This window comes from Neisseria bacilliformis (assembly GCF_014055025.1).
Taxonomy (GTDB): domain Bacteria; phylum Pseudomonadota; class Gammaproteobacteria; order Burkholderiales; family Neisseriaceae; genus Neisseria; species Neisseria bacilliformis.
This window is the reverse complement of the sequence record NZ_CP059571.1, coordinates 1,729,362-1,749,027: the sequence shown is the minus strand read 5'-3', so window position 1 is coordinate 1,749,027 and position 19,666 is coordinate 1,729,362. Positions and strand designations below refer to the sequence as shown.

Annotated in this window: 17 protein-coding genes; 14 read left to right on the top strand and 3 right to left on the bottom strand. The window is 56.5% G+C overall.

The features are described 5' to 3' along the window. The first annotated feature begins 14 nt into the window (after positions 1–14). The 7 genes from sdhA (at position 15) to lpdA (ending at position 9,999) form a co-directional block, all read left to right on the top strand. Complete coding sequence (gene sdhA / locus H3L91_RS08575) at positions 15–1,778, top strand: succinate dehydrogenase flavoprotein subunit (protein ID WP_007343355.1); 1,764 nt, start codon at positions 15–17, stop codon at positions 1,776–1,778. 13 nt (positions 1,779–1,791) lie between these two features. Beyond that, positions 1,792–2,499 (top strand): succinate dehydrogenase iron-sulfur subunit, encoded by a 708-nt coding sequence (locus tag H3L91_RS08570; RefSeq protein WP_007343354.1) that lies wholly within the window; start codon positions 1,792–1,794, stop codon positions 2,497–2,499. A gap of 100 nt (positions 2,500–2,599) precedes the next feature. Then, entirely contained in the window at positions 2,600–2,848 is a 249-nt protein-coding gene (locus tag H3L91_RS08565; RefSeq protein WP_007343353.1) for an FAD assembly factor SdhE, read from the top strand. A gap of 55 nt (positions 2,849–2,903) precedes the next feature. Next, the gene (gene gltA / locus H3L91_RS08560; protein WP_007343352.1) at positions 2,904–4,187 is read left to right on the top strand and encodes a citrate synthase; all 1,284 of its coding nucleotides are present in this window, start codon (positions 2,904–2,906) and stop codon (positions 4,185–4,187) included. Positions 4,188–4,354: 167 nt separating this feature from the next. Then, positions 4,355–7,183 (top strand): 2-oxoglutarate dehydrogenase E1 component, encoded by a 2,829-nt coding sequence (locus H3L91_RS08555; protein WP_007343351.1) that lies wholly within the window; start codon positions 4,355–4,357, stop codon positions 7,181–7,183. 65 nt (positions 7,184–7,248) lie between these two features. Next, a complete protein-coding gene (gene odhB, locus H3L91_RS08550; protein WP_007343350.1) occupies positions 7,249–8,427 on the top strand; it encodes a 2-oxoglutarate dehydrogenase complex dihydrolipoyllysine-residue succinyltransferase in 1,179 nt (392 codons plus the stop codon). A gap of 135 nt (positions 8,428–8,562) precedes the next feature. Next, positions 8,563–9,999 (top strand): dihydrolipoyl dehydrogenase, encoded by a 1,437-nt coding sequence (gene lpdA, locus H3L91_RS08545; RefSeq protein ID WP_007343349.1) that lies wholly within the window; start codon positions 8,563–8,565, stop codon positions 9,997–9,999. Positions 10,000–10,816: 817 nt separating this feature from the next. On the opposite strand, the gene H3L91_RS08540 is transcribed toward lpdA, so the two are convergent. The 3 genes from H3L91_RS08540 to H3L91_RS08530 all read right to left on the bottom strand — a co-directional run bounded on the left by H3L91_RS08540 (position 10,817) and on the right by H3L91_RS08530 (position 14,563). After that, the gene (locus H3L91_RS08540; protein ID WP_154647218.1) at positions 10,817–11,527 is read right to left on the bottom strand and encodes a hypothetical protein; all 711 of its coding nucleotides are present in this window, start codon (positions 11,525–11,527) and stop codon (positions 10,817–10,819) included. A gap of 275 nt (positions 11,528–11,802) precedes the next feature. After that, positions 11,803–12,117: a hypothetical protein gene (locus tag H3L91_RS08535; protein ID WP_007343346.1), complete on the bottom strand. Its 315-nt coding sequence runs from the start codon at positions 12,115–12,117 to the stop codon at positions 11,803–11,805. Positions 12,118–12,313: 196 nt separating this feature from the next. After that, complete coding sequence (locus H3L91_RS08530) at positions 12,314–14,563, bottom strand: nitric-oxide reductase large subunit (RefSeq protein ID WP_007343345.1); 2,250 nt, start codon at positions 14,561–14,563, stop codon at positions 12,314–12,316. A gap of 64 nt (positions 14,564–14,627) precedes the next feature. Here H3L91_RS08530 and H3L91_RS08525 point away from each other — a divergent pair, with 64 nt between their 5' ends. From H3L91_RS08525 to H3L91_RS08495, 7 genes are all read left to right on the top strand, one after another. Then, a complete protein-coding gene (locus H3L91_RS08525; RefSeq protein ID WP_154647217.1) occupies positions 14,628–14,828 on the top strand; it encodes a hypothetical protein in 201 nt (66 codons plus the stop codon). A gap of 98 nt (positions 14,829–14,926) precedes the next feature. Next, complete coding sequence (gene nirK, locus H3L91_RS08520) at positions 14,927–16,165, top strand: copper-containing nitrite reductase (RefSeq protein WP_007343344.1); 1,239 nt, start codon at positions 14,927–14,929, stop codon at positions 16,163–16,165. A gap of 276 nt (positions 16,166–16,441) precedes the next feature. Then, positions 16,442–16,966, top strand: coding sequence for a c-type cytochrome (locus tag H3L91_RS08515; RefSeq protein WP_040659028.1), 525 nt, complete (start codon positions 16,442–16,444; stop codon positions 16,964–16,966). Between the two features lie 34 nt (positions 16,967–17,000). Next, positions 17,001–17,747, top strand: a complete 747-nt coding sequence (locus H3L91_RS08510) for a formylglycine-generating enzyme family protein (protein WP_007343342.1) — start codon at positions 17,001–17,003, stop codon at positions 17,745–17,747. A gap of 127 nt (positions 17,748–17,874) precedes the next feature. Continuing rightward, a complete protein-coding gene (locus tag H3L91_RS08505; protein WP_007343341.1) occupies positions 17,875–18,258 on the top strand; it encodes a hypothetical protein in 384 nt (127 codons plus the stop codon). Between the two features lie 21 nt (positions 18,259–18,279). Then, complete coding sequence (locus H3L91_RS08500; protein WP_007343340.1) at positions 18,280–18,558, top strand: hypothetical protein; 279 nt, start codon at positions 18,280–18,282, stop codon at positions 18,556–18,558. 17 nt (positions 18,559–18,575) lie between these two features. After that, positions 18,576–18,836: a hypothetical protein gene (locus H3L91_RS08495; RefSeq protein ID WP_007343339.1), complete on the top strand. Its 261-nt coding sequence runs from the start codon at positions 18,576–18,578 to the stop codon at positions 18,834–18,836. Positions 18,837–19,666 lie beyond the last annotated feature (830 nt).

The following is a 19,666-nucleotide window of genomic DNA, read 5'->3' as shown; positions in this document are numbered from 1 at the left end:
GCACGGAGTAAACAATGAGCTTCCCTATCCGAAAATTTGATGCCGTCATCGTCGGCGGCGGCGGCGCGGGTCTGCGCGCCGCACTGCAACTTTCCAAAGCTGGCCTGAATACCGCCGTGCTGTCCAAAGTGTTCCCCACCCGTTCCCACACCGTCGCCGCCCAAGGCGGCATTTCCGCCTCGCTCGGCAACGTGCAGGAAGACCGCTGGGACTGGCATATGTACGACACCGTAAAAGGTTCGGACTGGCTGGGCGACCAGGATGCGATCGAGTTTATGTGCCGTGCCGCACCCGAGGCCGTTATCGAGCTGGAACACATGGGCATGCCCTTCGACCGCGTTGAAAGCGGCAAAATCTACCAGCGTCCGTTCGGCGGCCATACCGCAGAACACGGCAAACGCGCGGTGGAACGCGCCTGCGCCGTGGCCGACCGCACCGGCCATGCCATGCTGCATACGCTCTACCAGCAGAATGTCCGTGCCAATACCCAGTTTTTCGTCGAGTGGACGGCCTTGGATCTGATCCGCAATGAAAACGGCGATGTGTTGGGCGTTACCGTGATGGAGATGGAAACGGGCGACGTTTATATCTTCCACGCCAAAGCGGTGCTGTTCGCCACCGGCGGGGCAGGGCGCATTTATGCTTCGTCCACCAATGCGTTTATGAACACTGGCGACGGTTTGGGCATCTGCGCCCGCGCAGGCATTCCGTTGGAAGATATGGAGTTCTGGCAGTTCCACCCCACCGGCGTGGCCGGAGCGGGCGTGCTGATTACCGAAGGCGTGCGCGGCGAAGGCGGCATCCTGCTGAATGCGCAGGGCGAACGCTTTATGGAACGCTACGCCCCGACGGTGAAGGATCTGGCTTCGCGCGACGTGGTTTCCCGCGCCATGGCGATGGAGATTTACGAAGGACGCGGCTGCGGCAAAAACAAAGACCATGTGCTGCTGAAAATCGACCACATCGGTGCCGAGAAAATCATGGAAAAACTGCCTGGCATCCGCGAGATTTCCATCCAGTTCGCCGGCATCGACCCGATCAAAGACCCGATTCCGGTGGTGCCGACCACCCACTACATGATGGGTGGTATTCCGACCAATTATCACGGCGAAGTCGTCGTGCCCAAAGGAAACAATCTCGAAGAGCCGGTAAAAGGTTTGTATGCGGCGGGCGAATGCGCCTGCGCCTCCGTGCACGGTGCGAACCGTTTGGGCACTAACTCTCTGCTGGATTTGGTTGTGTTCGGTAAATCGGCAGGCGACAGCATGATTGTCTATGTCAAAGAACAGAGCGATTGGAAGCCTTTGCCGGATGATGCGGGCGAATTTACCAAACGCCGCCTGGACCGTTTGAACAACCAGACCGGCGGCGAGAAAGTCGATGCCCTGCGCGGCGAATTGCAGCGCACCGTCCAGCTTCACGCAGGCGTGTTCCGCACCGACGCCATTTTGAAAGAAGGCGTGGAAAAAGTGCTCAACTTGTACGAACGCTCGAAAAACACCGAAATCGGCGATAAAAGTATGGTGTGGAATACCGCGCGCATCGAGGCTTTGGAGCTGGACAATCTGATGGAAGTGGCCAAAGCCACCATGATTGCGGCCGAAGCGCGTAAAGAATCGCGCGGCGCGCACGCATCCGACGACCATCCCGACCGCGACGATGTGAATTGGATGAAACACTCGCTGTTTTATACCGAAGACAACCGGCTGGCTTACAAACCGGTGCACACGCAGCCTTTGACCGTGGAATATATCAAACCGGCAAAACGCGTTTATTGAGGAAGATACACACATGGAAAAAATCCGTTTGAGCGTGTACCGCTACAATCCCGATGTGGATGCCAAGCCGTACATGAAGGACTACGAATTGGAAATCGAGCCCAGTGATGTGAAACTGCTCGATGCCATTATGAAGCTGAAAGCCCAGGACGACACCTTGTCGTTCCGCCGCTCCTGCCGCGAAGGGATTTGCGGTTCGGACGGGATGAACATCAACGGTAAAAACGGCCTCGCCTGCCTCACCGACATCCGCAGCCTGAAACAGCCGATCGTGCTGCGCCCGCTGCCCGGCCTGCCTGTGGTGCGCGATCTGATTGTCGATATGACGCAGTTTTTCAAACAGTATCATTCGATCAAACCTTATGTGGTCAACGACACGCCGGTCGATCCGAACAAAGAACGTCTGCAAACGCAGGAAGAGCGTAAGGAATTGGACGGTTTGTACGAATGCATCCTGTGTGCCTGCTGCTCCACATCCTGCCCGTCGTTCTGGTGGAATCCCGACAAATTCGTCGGCCCGTCCGGCCTGTTGAATGCCTACCGCTTTATCGCCGACAGCCGCGATACCATCACCAACGAACGTCTGGATAATTTGAACGATCCTTATCGCCTGTTCCGCTGCCATACGATTATGAACTGCGTCGATGCCTGTCCGAAACATCTGAATCCGACGCGGGCAATCGGCAAGATTAAAGAAATCATGCTGAAACGGGCGGTATAGCCTGCAACAGGCTGCCTGTGCTTTGTGCGTCGGCAGCCTGTAAAAATAACGATTGCAGCCATAACGAAGCGCGATAACCTGTTTCAAACCCGATTCATTTATGACACAATTTGACGAAACCGCCAAACGGCGCATCCGTTTCCTTACGCGCCGGGGACTGCTTGAGCTTGATATTGTGCTCAAACGGTTCATGGAAACCGAATTCCGGCATCTTAGCGACGAAGAATTGTCGGTGTTCGTGGAAATCCTCGATTTGCCGGATCAGGAATTTCTTGCTCTGGTAAACGGAAAGGAAACCACGGACAGGCCGCAGTTCGAGCCGCTGCTGGATAAGATCAGACGGAGTTGAAGGAGGCCGTCTGAAAACCCCCACTTTGATTTGAGAAGAATAAAGGAGTTAAGAGATGTCCCAGTCCATTAAAGTAGAAATCGCAGGCAAAGAAGTGCTCGAATTGCCGGTTTTGCAAGGCGAATTGGGTAACGATGTGGTGGACATCCGCGCGTTTACCAAAGCCAGCGGAATGTTCACCTTCGACCCGGGATTCGTTTCCACCGCAAGCTGCGAATCGAAAATAACCTTTATCGACGGCGATAAAGGCTATTTGTACTATCGCGGCTATCCGATCGAGCAGCTGGCGGAAAAGGGCGATTATCTGGAAACCTGCTACCTGCTGATTTACGGCGAGCTGCCTACCGCCGAACAGAAAAAGCAGTTTGTCGACACCGTGATGCATCACACTATGGTGCATGAGCAGCTCACATGGTTTTTCCGTGGTTTCCGCCGTGATGCACACCCGATGGCGATGATGGTGGGCGTAGTCGGCGCATTGTCCGCTTTCTATCAGGACAGCTTGGAAATTGCCGATCCCGAGCACCGCAAAGTCGCCATTTACCGGCTGATTTCCAAAATCCCCACCATTGCGGCTATGTGCTACCGTTATTCAAACGGCCTGCCGTTCAACTATCCGAAAAACGACCTCTCTTACACGGCGAATTTCATGCACATGATGTTTGCCACTCCCTGCGAGGCGTACACGCCCAATCCGGTGCTTGTCCGCGCACTCGACCGCATTTTCATCCTCCATGCTGATCACGAGCAGAACGCCTCTACTTCCACCGTCCGTCTGGCGGGCTCGTCCGGTGCGAATCCGTTTGCCTGCATTGCGGCCGGCATAGCCAGCCTGTGGGGGCCGTCGCACGGCGGGGCGAACGAAGCGGTTTTGAACATGTTGGACGAAATCGGCGACGTATCGCGCGTGGCCGAATTCATGGAAGGCGTGAAGGCAAAGAAATACCGCCTGATGGGCTTCGGCCACCGCGTCTATAAAAACATGGATCCGCGTGCGGCCATTATGAAGCAGACCTGCGATGAAGTGTTGCGCGAGCTTGGTTTGGAAAACGATCCCAAATTCAAGCTGGCGATGGAATTGGAAAAAATCGCCCTAAACGATCCTTATTTCATTGAGAAAAAACTGTACCCGAACGTCGATTTCTATTCCGGTATCGTTTTATCCGCACTCGGCATCCCGGTTTCCATGTTCACCGTGGTTTTCGCCTTGGCGCGTACCGTGGGATGGATTTCGCACTGGCACGAAATGATTTCCGACCCGGGGCAGAAAATCGGTCGGCCGCGCCAGCTTTACACGGGTGCGCCGCGCCGGGACTACGTTCCGTTGGAACAACGCTAATCTGATATAAAACAAGGAAGCGGGAGCAATCCCGCTTCCTTTGTCGTTTGCGCGGTAGTAATGGAAAGTTATAAAGGGTAGAATACTCCCGTTGTCTCCAATAAACGTTTCGGATACGCAATTTATCTTTTTGTTTACATTTATTCCCCAGCAGGAAAGGCCATGCCATGATGGATGAAAAACAAAACTTCTCTTATCTTTTCGGCTCCAATGCCCCGTATATTGAAGAGCTGTATGAAGAATTCTTAAACGACCCGAACTCGGTGGAAGAATATTGGCGGCAGTATTTTTCCGAACTGGCCGCCCAGCCCGGCAATACCGAACGCGATGTGGCGCACCGGCCGATTCAGGAATCTTTTGTCAAACTGGCGCAATCCCGTCCCGTTGCGGTCGGCGCGCCCGACGAAGCGATGCTGAAAAAACAGGTTGCCGTGCTGCGCCTGATTTCCGCCTACCGCATTCAGGGTGTCTATGCCGCGCAGCTCGACCCGCTCAAACGCAAACCGCCTGTCTTCATCGAAAGCCTGGATCCCAAATTCCACGGCCTTTCCGATGCCGACATGGCGGTTAAATTCAATGTGGGCAAAGGCGATTTCGGCGGACAATACGAAAAACTGACTTTGTCGGAAATCCTGTCCAAGCTGAAACAGACCTATTGCGGCTCTGTCGGTGTCGAATACATGCACATTACCGACCGCGCCGAACGCCATTGGGTGCGGAACTATTTTGAAGGCGTCTCCTCCTCGCCCAAATACAGTGCCGACGAAAAACGCTTCATCCTGAAACAGCTCACTTCCGCCGAAACGCTGGAACGCTACTTGCAGAACAAATACGTCGGCCAGAAACGCTTTGGCGTGGAAGGCGGCGAGAGCTCGATTCTGGCCTTGAACTATCTGGTGCAGAACATCGGCAAAGACGGTGTGGAAGAAGTGATTGTCGGTATGGCGCACCGAGGCCGTCTGAATGTGCTGGTGAACACGCTGGGCAAAAAACCGAGCGACCTGTTCGCCGAATTTGAAGGCCGCGCCGAAATCAAACTACCCAGCGGCGACGTGAAATACCACACCGGTTTCAGTTCCGACCTCTCCACCCCCACCGGCCCGCTGCACGTTACGCTGGCGTTCAACCCCTCCCATCTGGAAATCGTCAACCCCGTGGTCGAAGGTTCCAGCCGCGCGAAACAGGAAAGACGCGGCGCAGAGGGCAGCAAACAGGTTCTGCCGGTGCTGATCCACGGCGATTCCGCCTTCATCGGCCTCGGCGTCAACCAGGCGGTGTTCAATATGTCGCTGACACGCGGCTACACCACAGGCGGCACCGTCCACATCGTGGTAAACAACCAAATCGGCTTTACCACTTCCGACACCCGCGACACCCGCTCCGCCGTCTACTGCACCGACATTTCCAAAATGGTGGACGCGCCCGTGTTCCATGTGAACGCCGACGACCCCGAAGCGGTCTGCTTCGTGATGCAGGCGGCGATGGACTACCGCAAAACCTTCCACAAAGACGTGGTGGTCGACGTGGTCTGCTACCGCAAAAACGGCCATAACGAAAGCGATGATCCGACACTGACCCAGCCGATGATGTACAAAGCCGTCGCCAAACATCCCGGCACCCGTGCGATCTACGCCGACAAACTGGCTCTGGAAGGCGTGGTCGGCAAAGAAGAAGCCGAATCCTACGTCCAAGCCTACCGCGACGCTTTGGATCGCGGCGAACACGTCGAACAGACCCGCCTGAGCGACTACACCGGCAAACACGCCGTAGACTGGTCGAAATACCAAGGCAAAGACTGGCGCGAAGCCGTCGAAAGCGGCCTGTCCGCCGAAGACATCAAACGCCTGGCCGACAAATTCACCTATGTGCCCGAAGGATTCGCGCTGCACAACACCTCCAAACGCCTGATTGAAAACCGCAAAGCGATGGCGGCGGGCGAGCAGAACGTCGATTGGGGCATGGCCGAAACCATCGCCTACGCCAGCCTGGTGAGCAACGGAACCGGCGTGCGCATTTCCGGCGAAGACTCCGGACGCGGCACATTCTCCCACCGCCAGGCCGTATTGCACGACCAAAACCGCGAAAAATGGGATGCCGGCACCTACATTCCCTTGCAGCACATCAGCGAAAACCAGGCGCCGTTCACCGTTATCGACTCAATTCTGAACGAAGAAGCGGTTATGGCCTACGAATACGGCCATGCCTGCTCCGCCCCCGATATGCTGACCATCTGGGAAGCGCAGTTCGGTGATTTCGCCAACGGCGCGCAGGTTGCCATCGACCAGTTCATCTCCTCCGGCGAAACCAAATGGGGACGCATGTGCGGCCTGACCGTCATCCTGCCGCACGGCTACGACGGACAAGGCCCCGAACACTCCTCCGGCCGCCTCGAACGCTGGCTGCAACTGTGCGCGGAAGAAAACATGCAGGTCATCATGCCCTCCGAGGCCGCGCAAATGTTCCACATCCTGCGCCGCCAGCAGCTGCGCTCCATGCGCAAGCCGCTGATTATCTTCATGTCCAAACGCCTGCTGCGCTTCAAAGACGCCACCAGCCCGCTGGCCGATTTCCTCGAAGGCACAACGTTCCGCCCCGTTATCGGCGATACCGTGCAGCGTGCCGACAACGGCAAAGTGAAACGCGTGATTCTGTGCGCCGGACAGGTTTACTACGACCTGGCCGCAGGCCGTGCCGAACGCGGTTTGGAAGAAGAAGTGGCCATCGTCCGCGTCGAGCAGCTCTACCCCTTCCCCTATGCCGAGGCCGAAGCCGAGCTGGCGAAATACCCGAATGCCGCCGAGCTTTTGTGGGCGCAGGAAGAGCCGAAGAACCAGGGCGCGTGGTATCAGACCGTACACCGTCTGGAACGTTTGGCAAAAGGCCGCAAGGTTCTGTTTGCTGGCCGCCCCGCCAGCGCATCGCCCGCAGTCGGCTACGGCAGCCTGCACACCAAGCAGCTCAAACAGTTGGTCGAAGACGCGTTTGCACCCCGTTAAACCCAATCCGACACAGGCGGTTCGGCCGGTCCGAACCGCAAAACCACACCTACTAGGAGTACAAAATGATTGTAGAAGTAAATGTTCCCGTATTTGCCGAAAGCATCACCGAAGGCACGCTGCTGGCTTGGCACAAAAAAGCCGGCGAAGCCGTTGCCCGCGACGAAGTGCTGGTAGACATCGAAACCGACAAAGTCGTGCTGGAAGTACCCGCGCCGCAGGCCGGCGTGTTGGTGGAAATCATCGTCAACGAAGGCGACACCGTTACCTCGCAGCAGGTTTTGGCGAAAATCGACACCGAAGCCGTCGTCGTCGTTGCCGCGCAGCCTGCCGCCGCACCCGCCCCTGCCGCCGCCGCGTCCGCATCCAACGCCCAAGCCGGCGTCGCCATGCCCGCCGCCGCCAAACTGGCCGCCGAAAAAGGCGTGGATGTCTCTTCCGTGCAAGGCTCCGGCCGCGACGGCCGCGTCTTGAAAGAAGACGTGCAAAACGCCCCCGCCGCGCCGAAAGCCGCCGTGCCTGCCGCCCCGGTTCCCGCCGGTGCGCGCCCCGAAGAGCGCGTGCCGATGAGCCGCCTGCGCACCCGCGTGGCCGAACGCCTGCTGGCTTCGCAACAGGAAAACGCCATCCTCACCACCTTCAACGAAGTCAACATGAAACCGGTGATGGATCTGCGCGCCAAATACAAAGAAAAATTCGAAAAAGAACACGGCGTGAAACTCGGCTTCATGTCCTTCTTCGTCAAAGCCGCCGTGGCCGCGCTGAAAAAATTCCCCGTCGTGAACGCTTCGGTTGACGGCAAAGACATCGTTTACCACGGCTACTTCGACATCGGCATCGCCATCGGCAGCCCGCGCGGCCTCGTCGTGCCGATTCTGCGCGACGCCGACCAAATGAGCATCGCCGACATTGAACGCGCCATCGTCGATTACGCCGTAAAAGCCAAAGACGGCAAAATTGCCATCGAAGACCTCACCGGCGGCACTTTCAGCATCACCAACGGCGGCACTTTCGGCTCGATGATGTCCACCCCCATCATCAACCCGCCGCAGTCCGCTATCCTCGGCATGCACGCCACCAAAGAACGCGCTGTAGTGGAAAACGGCCAAGTCGTCGTACGCCCTATGATGTATCTGGCCCTGTCTTACGACCACCGCATCATCGACGGCCGCGAAGCCGTGCTGACGCTGGTTACCATCAAAGACCTGCTGGAAGACCCCGCCCGCCTGCTGCTCGACCTGTAAACGGTTTTCAGACGGCCTGTTCGCATAACAGGCCGTCTGAAAATCCGCATCAGCCGAATATTCCCGTCAATATTTTTCAGACGGCCTCATTCAAAGCAGAGGCCGTCTGAAAACCGATATAAAAGGATACGCACAATGTCCCAACAATACGATGTCGCCGTAATCGGCGCAGGCCCCGGCGGCTACGTTGCCGCCATCCGCGCCGCCCAACTCGGTTTCAAAACCGTCTGCATCGATGCAGGCGTCAACAAAAAAGGCGACGCCCCCGCGCTGGGCGGCACCTGCCTGAACGTAGGCTGCATCCCCTCCAAAGCCCTGTTGCAGTCGTCCGAACACTTCCACGCCGCGCAGCACGATTTTGCCGAACACGGCATCAGCGTCGGCGAAGTGAAATTCGACGCCGCCAAAATGATTGAGCGCAAAGACGCCATCGTTACCAAACTCACCGGCGGCATCGCCTTCCTGTTCCAGAAAAACAAAATCGCCAGCCTGCACGGCAAAGGCTCGTTCAAAGGCAAAAACGGCGATCTGTACCAAATCGAAGTCGATAACAAGGGCGAAAAAACCGTTATCGAAGCCAAAAACGTCATCGTCGCCACCGGCTCCGTGCCGCGTCCGCTGCCGCAGATTGCCATCGACAACGTAAACGTGCTGGACAACGAAGGCGCGCTGAACCTCACCGCCGCACCGGAAAAACTCGGCATTATCGGCTCGGGCGTGATCGGCTTGGAAATGGGATCGGTGTGGAACCGCGTCGGCTCGCAGGTAACCATCCTCGAAGCCATGCCCACCTTCCTCGCCGCAGCCGACCAGCAGATTGCCAAAGAAGCCTTCAAATACTTCACCAAAGAGCAGGGCTTGAACATCGAGCTGGGCGTGAAAATCGGCGACATCAAGTCCGACGATAAAGGCGTTACCGTGGCCTTCGAGCTGGCCAATGGTGAGAAAAAAACCGAAGTGTTCGACAAACTCATCGTTTCCATCGGCCGCATCCCCAACACCGACGGCCTGAACGCCGAAGCCGTCGGCTTGGAAAAAGACGAGCGCGGCTTTGTCAAAGTGGACGGCGAGTGCCGCACCAATCTGCCCAATGTTTGGGCCATCGGCGACGTGGTGCGCGGCCCGATGCTGGCGCACAAAGCCAGCGACGAAGGCGTGGCCGTGGCCGAGCGCATCGCCGGACAGAAACCGCACATCGACTTCAACAGCGTACCCTTCGTGATTTACACCGACCCCGAAATCGCCTGGGTAGGCAAAACCGAAGAGCAGCTCAAAGCCGAAGGCGCGAACTATAAAAAAGGCACCTCCGGCTTCGGCGCGAACGGCCGCGCACTGGGCTTGGGCAAAGCCAAAGGCACCGTCAAAGTGCTGGCCGACGCCGAAACCGACCGCATCCTCGGTGTGCACATGGTCGGCCCGATGGTGAGCGAACTGATCGCCGAAGGCGTGGTCGGTCTCGAATTCTCCGCCAGCAGCGAAGACCTCGCCCGCATCATCCACGCGCATCCGACCCTGTCCGAAGTGGTGCACGAAGCCTGCCTCGCCGCCGACAAACGCGCCCTGCATGGCTAAGCGGTAAACAGCCGTCCTAAAAAGGCCGTCTGAAGACCCGTTTAACGGTTTTCAGACGGCCTCTTGCTGTTTGTATCGTTAACCGGCCGGGTTTCCGCCGCCACACCCCAACCGCATGCGTGGCTGCGCCGCACACCCTACGCAGAGGCCGTCTGAAAGCGCATTTGGTAGGTTGGGCATTTATGCCCGACGTTTTTATAATGAGACAAAACAGGAAATACGCATCGTAGGCCGGGCTTCAGCCCGGCTAACTCATTATTTCCTCCAATATTTCGCCGGGCTAAAGCCCCGCCGACACTTGGAAACTAAATTTGTGTCCACAATAGCAGCTAGCTTGGGTCTCGACCCGACACGTTTGCCGTTTGCCCAAAAATGTTGGGTCAAGACCCAACCTACAGCTGCCGCCTGAAAAAATCCGCCCGCGCCGAACCGTTCGTAGGGTGTGTCGCCCCGAGGCGACGCACGCGGTCTATGCCGCATAACGCATCCCAAATCTTCCCGCAAACCTCCAACCGCGCACGTGGCTGCGCCATACACCCTACGCAGAAGCCGTCTGAAAGCGTATTTGGTAGGTCGGGCATTTATGCCCGACGTTTTTTATAATGAGACAAAACAGGAAATACACATCATAGCCGGCGTAGGGTGGGTCTTGACCCACCACAGTCATGCCGTTTTCCGCGCATGGTGGGTCAAGACTCACCCTACCTTAGCGGCAGAGGCCGTCCCACTCTCCTCGGGACGGCCTCTTGCTGTTTCGCCGTATCGGACGGACATCGGCGGATAAAGCCACTGTGTGCGGCAGAACCTTGGCGGTGTTTTATGGTTGGTCGAGCAGTTCCTTCCATTGTCTGCGTTCGTTAACCGAATAAGGCGGGTTATCATACCTTTCTAAAAAAACCGGAATCCGGTCATCCAAATGCTGCATCAGCAGCACCACATCGCGCAGGCTGATATAGACAAAATCGTATTCGTCCCGTTTGGATTCCAAATCAGGCGCAATCATGGCTTCCAAATATTTGTCCTTTAAAAAACGCATGTTTGAACCCAGTGCCCATTTTGTTCCGTCCCGATAAGTGATCACCATAGCCAGCCGGTGCTGCTGGGCATCATAATCGGGACGCGGATTCGGGTAACGCCATGTCCGGATGTTGTTCAGCAGAGCGACAAATTCCGAAAACCGCTCCGGCGGAATACGAAAATTTGCCATGTCCGTATCTCCTCCGATGTTGTCCACCAGCAGATTGCTGTCAGGGCCGTATGCCCTAGTATGTGAGAAATTCATTACCTCCAAAAAATAGGTTCTATACACATTGGTCGGCGCAATCCGCATGCCCGCATAATGAACTGCAATCGATTCGATGTTTTGGTCGGATACAGGCATCAGCTGCTCTAGCGGCACGGCGTGTTTGGGAAATTCCAGATCGGTTTTCTTATGGTCTATCAATGCTTCAACATTGCCATACGGCTCGGCTTTTTGCCGCTTTCGCAACGCCTCAAAACTCGGATACTGCTGCTCGGGCAGTGCCATCAGTTTGTCCCATGCCGCCATATTGCGGGCGATTTTGGCTTCGTCTGCTTGGAAACGCCTTTCCTGTTTCTTTGCCGATTCGGGTTGTGTCTGAACGGTTTGCGGCGGCAGGCTTGGCGGCGGGACGGGCTATGCTGTTTTCTGCGGCAGGCAGGCCGTTAATGCCAATGCTGCCAGCCATATTGCGGGATGTTTGCCCATGATGTTTCCTTTTTTGCGCTATCTAAAATTTAAAAACGTGCCGCCTGCCTGTTTTCAGACGGCCTTTTTTTGTTTCACACTTCTGCGTACAGCAGGATGCAGGCGGCTGCGGCAACGGTGATGAGGGAGAGGGAAAACAGCCATTCGGCCAGGATAATCAGGCGGGCGGCATAGGGGCGGCCGCTGTTTTTCTGCGCCAGATAGCCGATGACGACGAGCAGGAAGCCGAGCGAGGAAAAGAGGAACAGGTCGTCGGAAACCATTTCGGTTTTCTGCATCGGCTGTTTGGCGGCGAGGATGCCGACCAGTGCCAGCCCCATGCCGACGATGGTGCTGCTGGTGGAAATCAGGGTGTTGAGGGACTGGCTGTTTGGTGCGTTATCGGACATGGCTGCGGGGTTCGGTGGGAAAAGGTGATTGCAAACGCGTGCCAGGTCGGGGGAAAGGACGGATCTGTTGCTGTCTGTCTTTTTTCGGGCGTTATCGCGGGGATGGTGCTGCCGGATATGCGGTTGGGGGTTCGGCGGATAGAAAGAGGCCGTCTGAAAAATGGTTTTCAGACGGCCTCTGCGGTTTCAAGCCGGATTAGTTGGCGGTTTTTTTACCCAAACCGAAAACGGTTTTGGTGGCCTGCCATGCGAAGCAGCAGCCGCCGGCGATGAAGATGAGGTCGGAGAGGGTGCGGATCCAGCGCAGGGTTTCCAGCAGGTCTTGTTGCAGGAAGTCTTCGCTGCGGGCGTACCACAGGCCGTGGGTGATGCTGGCTGCGGCCTGAATCGCGCCGACGGGCAGCAGGCTGGTGGCGATCATGCCGACCAGGCCGCCGTTAAGCATCCAGAAGCCCCAGGTCATCAGGCTGTCGTTGAAGTGGTCGTTCGGTTTGAGGTAGAGGGCGACCAGGAGGACGAAGCCCAGTGCGAGGAAGCCGTATACGCCGAACAGGGCGGCGTGGGCGTGCACCGCTGTGGTGTTCAGACCCTGGATGTAGAACAGGGAGATTGGGGGGTTGATCAGGAAGCCGAACACGCCCGCGCCGATCATGTTCCAGAAGGCCACGGCCACGAAGCACATCAGCGGCCAGCGCAGGCGTTTGGCCCACGGTGCAGTGTTTTGGTAAGACCAGTGTTCGTAGGCTTCGCGTCCCAGCAGGATCAGGGGCACGACTTCCAGCGCGGAGAAGCATGCGCCGATGGCCATGGAGGCGGAAGTGGAGCCGGAGAAGTAGAGGTGGTGCAGGGTGCCGGGCACGCCGCCGAGCATGAAGATGGCGGCTGCGGCCAAGGTGGCTGCGGTGGCGGTGTTGCGGCGGATGAAGCCCATGTTGTAGAAGATGAAGGCGAACGATGCGGTGGCGAACACTTCAAAGAAGCCTTCCACCCACAGGTGCACTACCCACCAACGCCAGTATTCCATGACGGCAATCGGGGTGTGCTCGCCGTAGAACAGGCCGGGCGCGTAGAACACGCCGACGCCGAACATGGAGGCTACGAAGATGGCCAGCAGGTTTTTGTCGGTGTTTTTCTCTTTAAACGCGCCGAATGTGCAGCGTACCATCAGGAAGAGCCACAGCAGCAGGCCGACCATCAGCAGAAGCTGCCAGAAGCGTCCGAGGTCGAGGAATTCGTAGCCTTGGTGGCCGAACCAGAAGTTCAGGTGGGCGGGCATGTTGTCGCTCAGGGCGAGGAAGTTGCCGCCGTAAGAACCCAATACTACGATAAACAGGGCGATGTAGAGGAAATTCACGCCTGCGCGCTGGAATTTGGGGTCTTTGCCGCCGTTGATGATGGGGGCGAGGAAGAGGCCGGCGGTCAAAAAGCCGGTCGCAATCCAGAAGATGGCGGATTGGATGTGCCATGTGCGCGCCAGGGCGTAGGGCAGCCAGGCGGAGAAGTCGATGCCGTAGAAGTGCTGGCCTTCGATGGTGTAGTGGGCGGTGAGGCCGCCGAGCAGCACCTGTGCGATAAACAGGGCAACGGTCAGGAAGACGTATTTGCCCAATGCTTTCTGCGAGGGAGTCAGCTCGATTTTCGCCAGCGGGTCTTCGGTGGGCGGCTGCACTTCTTCGTGTTTGGTCAGGAAGGAATAACCCCACAGCAGCAGGCCGATGCCGCTGAGCAGCAGCACGATGCTGGTGAACGACCACATGTAGTTTTCAGTGGTCGGCACGTTGTTGATCAAGGGCTCGTGCGGCCAGTTATTGGTGTAGGTGAAATCCTTGTCCGGACGGTTGGCCGAAGCGGACCACGCGGTCCAGAAGAAGAAGTTGGTGAGTTTCTTACGCGCTTCTTCGCTGGGCAGGGTGTTGTCCTTCATCGCGAAGTTGTCGCGGGTCTGCTTCATCGAAGCGTCGTTGCCGTACAGGGTGATGTAGTAGGGCGCGACGGAGTCGATGGCTTTTTTGCGGGTTTCGCTGATGACCACGGTGCCGTCTTCTTTGACGCGGCCTTTGTTGCGGTATTCGTCGGCCAGCTCGGTGCGCAGGGTGGCCTGCTGGGCAACGTCCAGCTCTTCGTATTTTTTACCGTAGCGTTCTTGCGCGGTAAAATCCAGCCAGGCGACCAGCTCGCGGTGCAGCCAGTCGGCCGTCCAGTCCGGCGCCTGGTATGCGCCGTGGCCGAGAACCGAGCCGACTTCCATGCCGCCGGTGGACTGCCAGGCAGACTGGCCGGCGAGGATGTCGTCCTTGGTCATAACGACCTGACCGGACGCGGTAACGACTTTTTCGGGGTACGGAGGTGCTTTCTTATAGACTTCCGAGCCCATATAGCCGAGGATGGTAAAGCAGACAGCCAGTACTGCGAAAAGCAGGAACCATAGCTTCTTATACTGTCCCATGATGATGCTCCTAAGGGGTGGTTGTGTTGAAATTGAAATTAAATTAAAAATTCATAAAATATGAATGTTAAAAATTGTAGCACGACTTTTTCGGGAAAGAAAGCGGCGCGGCAAACGCGCGGCTGTTTTTCCCGCAACATCCGAAATCCTTAACGCTATTGGTTTCTTTTTAGAATTCCGGCCGGCATTTAGTTTGATTTTTCCGCAGTTTAAGTCAGATTGGCCGCGTGTTGGAATGGGTAAAGCAAACGAAATGAAACGTTAATAGCTCATATTTGATTTATATCAAATAGATGTTAAGATGGGTAATCCATAATTACCCCACGTAAATTGTGAACGTAACCCAGTAAAAGGAAAGTAACTATGAAACGCCAAACCTTAGCTGCACTGATTGCCGCCGCATTCGCGCTTGCGGCGTGTAACGACGATAACAAACAGGCTGCCACCCAGCCTGCGGGCGAAAGCAGCACTCCCGCTGTCCAAACCGCTTCCGCCGCTCCCGAAGCTCCGGCTCAATCCGCCGAAGCCGACGTGCCTGTGGATCAGCTGCCCGTTATTGATGCGGTAACCACACACGCTCCGGAAGTTCCGCCCCCGGTCAACCGCGACCACGCCGCCTTGGTTAAAGTAAAAATGGAAACCGTTGAAAAAACCATGAAAATGGCCGACGGTGTCGATTACACCTACTGGACATTCAACGGCGACGTTCCGGGTCAGATGATCCGCGTGCGCGAAGGCGACACCGTAGAAGTGGAATTCTCCAACAATCCGTCTTCCACCGTTCCGCACAACGTGGACTTCCACGCTTCAAACGGCACGGGCGGCGGCTCGGCAGCCACTTTCACCGCTCCGGGACGCACCTCCACTTTCCGTTGGAAAGCCCTGCAATCCGGCCTGTACATCTACCACTGCGCCGTAGCCCCTGTCGGCATGCACGTCGGCAACGGTATGTACGGCTTGGTACTTGTTGAGCCCAAAGAAGGCCTGCCCAAAGTGGACAAAGAGTTCTACATCGTTCAGGGCGACTTCTACACCAAAGGCAAATACGGCGAGCCCGGCCATCAGGCATTCGACATGGACAAAGCCATCCGTGAAGACGCCGACTATGTGGTATTCAACGGCCACGTAGGCGCGATTGCAGGCGACAATGCCCTGAAATCCAAAGTGGGCGACAAAGTACGCATGTATGTCGGTAACGGCGGCCCGAATCTCGTGTCCTCCTTCCACGTAATCGGCGAAATCTTCGACAAAGTTTATGTCGAAGCAGGCAAACTGGTGAACGAAAACGTACAGAGCACCCTGATTCCGGCCGGTGGCGCAGCCATCATCGAATTCAAAACCGATATTCCGGGCAGCTTCACCATTGTTGACCACTCCATCTTCCGTGCGTTCAACAAAGGTGCGCTGGGTCAATTGGTTGTAGAGGGTGAAGACCATCCCGAAATCATGACCAAAAAACTGAGCGACAACGCCTACCAGCCTGCGGGCGGTGCGGCAACAGGTGCTGCTTCCGGCGCATCCGCTCCCGCAGCCTCCGCACCTGCGGCTTCCGCTCCGGCAGCAGCTTCCGGCGCGTCCGCTCCCGCAGCCGAAGGCCACTAATCCCGATTGGGCCGGCATCCGGCCGGCTCAGCGGGACAGCCCGAAAGCCAGGCATCCGTATTCTTGAATCAGGCCGTCTGAAAAACATCCGCAAGGGTATCAGCAACGGAAATTCAGGCGTTACGGATGCCTTTTTTTACACCAAATACTAAGCGCACGCACACTCGCACTGCGCAAAAACGCAGGCAAACAATCCGCCCGTACCAAACCCGCCCACCCGCCGCACGAACAAAACACAACCAACAAACCGGCAGGGTGCCAACAAAGGAACGCATCATGAAACACCCGCTGTCCGCCGCAGTCATACTCGGCCTGCTGCTTACCGGCTGCAACACGCAAGAAACACAGACCAACCAAAACCAAATCCCCGCCGCATCGCAAGCCGCCGAGAGGCCGTCTGAAAACAGCGGCAGCAACCCGCCGCAAAACGCGCAGGCATCCGCCGCGCAAAACACCGTACCGCAAGTGCCCGAACACCTCAAAGCAGGCAAGGCCGTGTACGACAAACGCTGCAAAGCCTGCCACGGCGAAGACGGGCTCGGCTCAAACGCCGCCCTGCCCCCGCTGGGCAAGTCCGACTATTTCGCCCAAGACAAAATGCAGCTCGTCGCCTCCGTCGCCAAAGGCATACGCGGCAAAATCACCGTCAACGGCAAAGAATACGACGGCATCATGCCCTCCTTCCCGCTGAAAGACGAAGAAATAGCCGCCGTGTCCACTTATGTTTTAAACTCCTTCGGCAACGCCGGCGGCGAAGTCAGCGCGAAGGAAGTGGCCGACTACCGCGCCGGACAGAAATAAGCGCACCGATTCAACCGTAAAAAAGAGTCCCGTCATGAAAAAAACCTTCTTATACAGCCTGTTGGCCATAATCTCCGCCACCGCGTCCGCCACCGGCATGTCCGAACTGCCCGGCGGCACCTACCGCCCCCTCTACCTCGCCGCCGACGCCCCCCTGACCAAAGTCGGCCCGTTCAAACTCGACAAAACCCCCGTTACCAACGGCGAATTTTACGAATTCGTCAAGAAAAACCCGCAATGGCAGCGCGGCAAACCCAGCAGCAAACAAAGCGACCAACACTACCTGTCGCATTGGGAAAAAACCGCCGGCGGCTACGCCCCCAAAAAATCCGACCTCAACAAACCCGTCGTTTTCGTCTCCTGGTTTGCCGCCAACGCCTACTGCACCGCCCAAGGCAAACACCTGCCCACCATCAACCAATGGGAATTTGCCGGACAAGCCTCCGAACTCAAACCCAACGGCGCGAACGAAAAAGCCTACCGCGACACCATTCTCAACTGGTACGCCCAAGGCAGCCGCAGCGGCCTGCGCGACGTAGGCCGTCTGAAACCCAACTACTGGGGCATCTACGACATGCACGGCCTGATTTGGGAATGGACGGAAGACTTCAACAGCAGCCTGCTCAACTCCGGCGGCGTCGACAGCTCCATGTTTTGCAGCGGCGCAGCCGCCGGCGCAACCGACCCCAGCAACTACGCCGCCTTCCTGCGCTACGGCTTCCGCACCAGCCTGCAATCCAAATTCTCCGTCCACAACTTAGGCTTCCGCTGCGCCGAATAACAGCGTCAAATCGGCGTGCAAAAGCCGTCAAAATATTAGTTGCCAATACATCCCATACAAAAAGGCCGTCTGAAAACAAACAGGCGGCTTTTATCGAATAAACAGATAACGCAAAAAAGGAAACATCATGGACAAACATCCCGCAATATGGCTGGCAGCTCTCACACCGGCAGCCTGCCTGCCGCAGAAAGCGGCGCAGCCCGTTCCGCTGCCAAGCCCGCAGGCGCAGACCGCAGCGACGGAAAAACGGGTGGACATCTTCCAAGCAGACGAAGCCAAAATCGCTCGCAATATGGCGGCGTGGGACAAACTGATGGCACTGACCGAACAGCAGTATCCGAGTTTTAAGGCGTTGCGAAAGCGGCAAAAGGCTGAACCGTATGCCAATGTTGAAGCTACAATAGATCATAAGAAAACCGATCGGGAGTTTCCCAAATACGCTGTGCCGCTGGGGCAGCTGATGTCTGTATCCGATAAGAATATCAAAACCATTGAGGTGTACTATGCCTGAGTTACTGCTGCACCAACTCATATGCATAAAGTACGTTTCGACGACATAACCCGGCTTATGCCCTATTCCCCTCCCGATTCCGAGGGCAATGTCAACCTCTTGTTGGAGGATGACTATGCCAGATTAAAGCTTCGTCCCGAGCAGTTTGACCAGTTCGTCTTTTTGCTGAACAACATCAAGGCCTGGAAATATCCCGATCCGATCCCTGACTATCATTCACAGCAAAACCGGTTGATGATTGTGGTTTATTATCAAGACGGAAGACAATGGGTTTTGGGTTCTGACAGCCGTTTTGAATAGGATTAATATTTGGAAGCATGATCGCGCCTGATTTGGAATCCAAACCGGACGAATACGATTTTGTCTATATCAGCCTGCGCGATGTGGTGTTGCTGATGCAGCATGTAGATAACCGCGTACCGATTTTCTTGCGATACCCGGTTTTCTTGAACCAGCCTTATTCAATGGAAAGAGCTGCTCGACCAACTATAAAAAAAACACCGCCAAAGTTCTGCCGCACACAGTGGTTTTATCCGCCGATGTCCGTCCGATACGGCGAAACAGCAAGAGGCCGTTAAGGCATGGTGGGTCTCGACCCACCATGCGCGGAAAACGGCATGACTGTGGTGGGTCAAGACCCACCCTACGCCGGCTATGATGTGTATTTCCTGTTTTGTCTCATTATAAAAAACGTCGGGCATAAATGCCCGACCTACCAAATACGCTTTCAGACGGCCTCTGCGTAGGGTGTGTGGCGCAGCCACGCACGCGGTCTTTGCCGCACAACGAATCCCGTGCCTTGCGCAAATCTGCAACCGCGTGCGTCGCCTTGGGGCGACACACCCTACTCAAACGGCAGAGGCCGTCTGAAAAACGGGTTTCAGACGGCCTTTCTTTATTTGTAAACCACCATAGGGCATAGACCGCTCTTGCTGCCGAAGTAGGGTGTGTGTCGCAGCCACGCACGCGGTTTTTGGGTTTGCGGGGCGCGGACATTTGTTGCGGGGCGAAGAACGCGTGCGTCGCCTTGGGGCGACACACCCTACTTAAACGGCAGAGGCCGTCTGAAAAACGTTTTTCAGACGGCCTCTCGGTATTGAAGCAGGTGTAGGGTGGGTCTTGACCCGACATTTTCGGGCAAACGGCAAATGTGTCGGGTTGGGACTCAAGCTACTTGCTACGGCTGAAATCGTAGGTCGGGCATTTATGCCCGACTGATTGAGCGAGCCGACAAAAACGTCGGGCATGAATGCCCGACCTACGGTTTGCCGGACGCGGGCATTTGTTGCAGAGCATAGACAGCGTGCATCGCCTTGGAGTGGCACACTCTACTCAAATGGCAGAGGCCGTCTGAAATTTGTTTTTCGGAGTGCGAAGCCTCCTGCTTTCGGGACGGCCTTTTCACGGC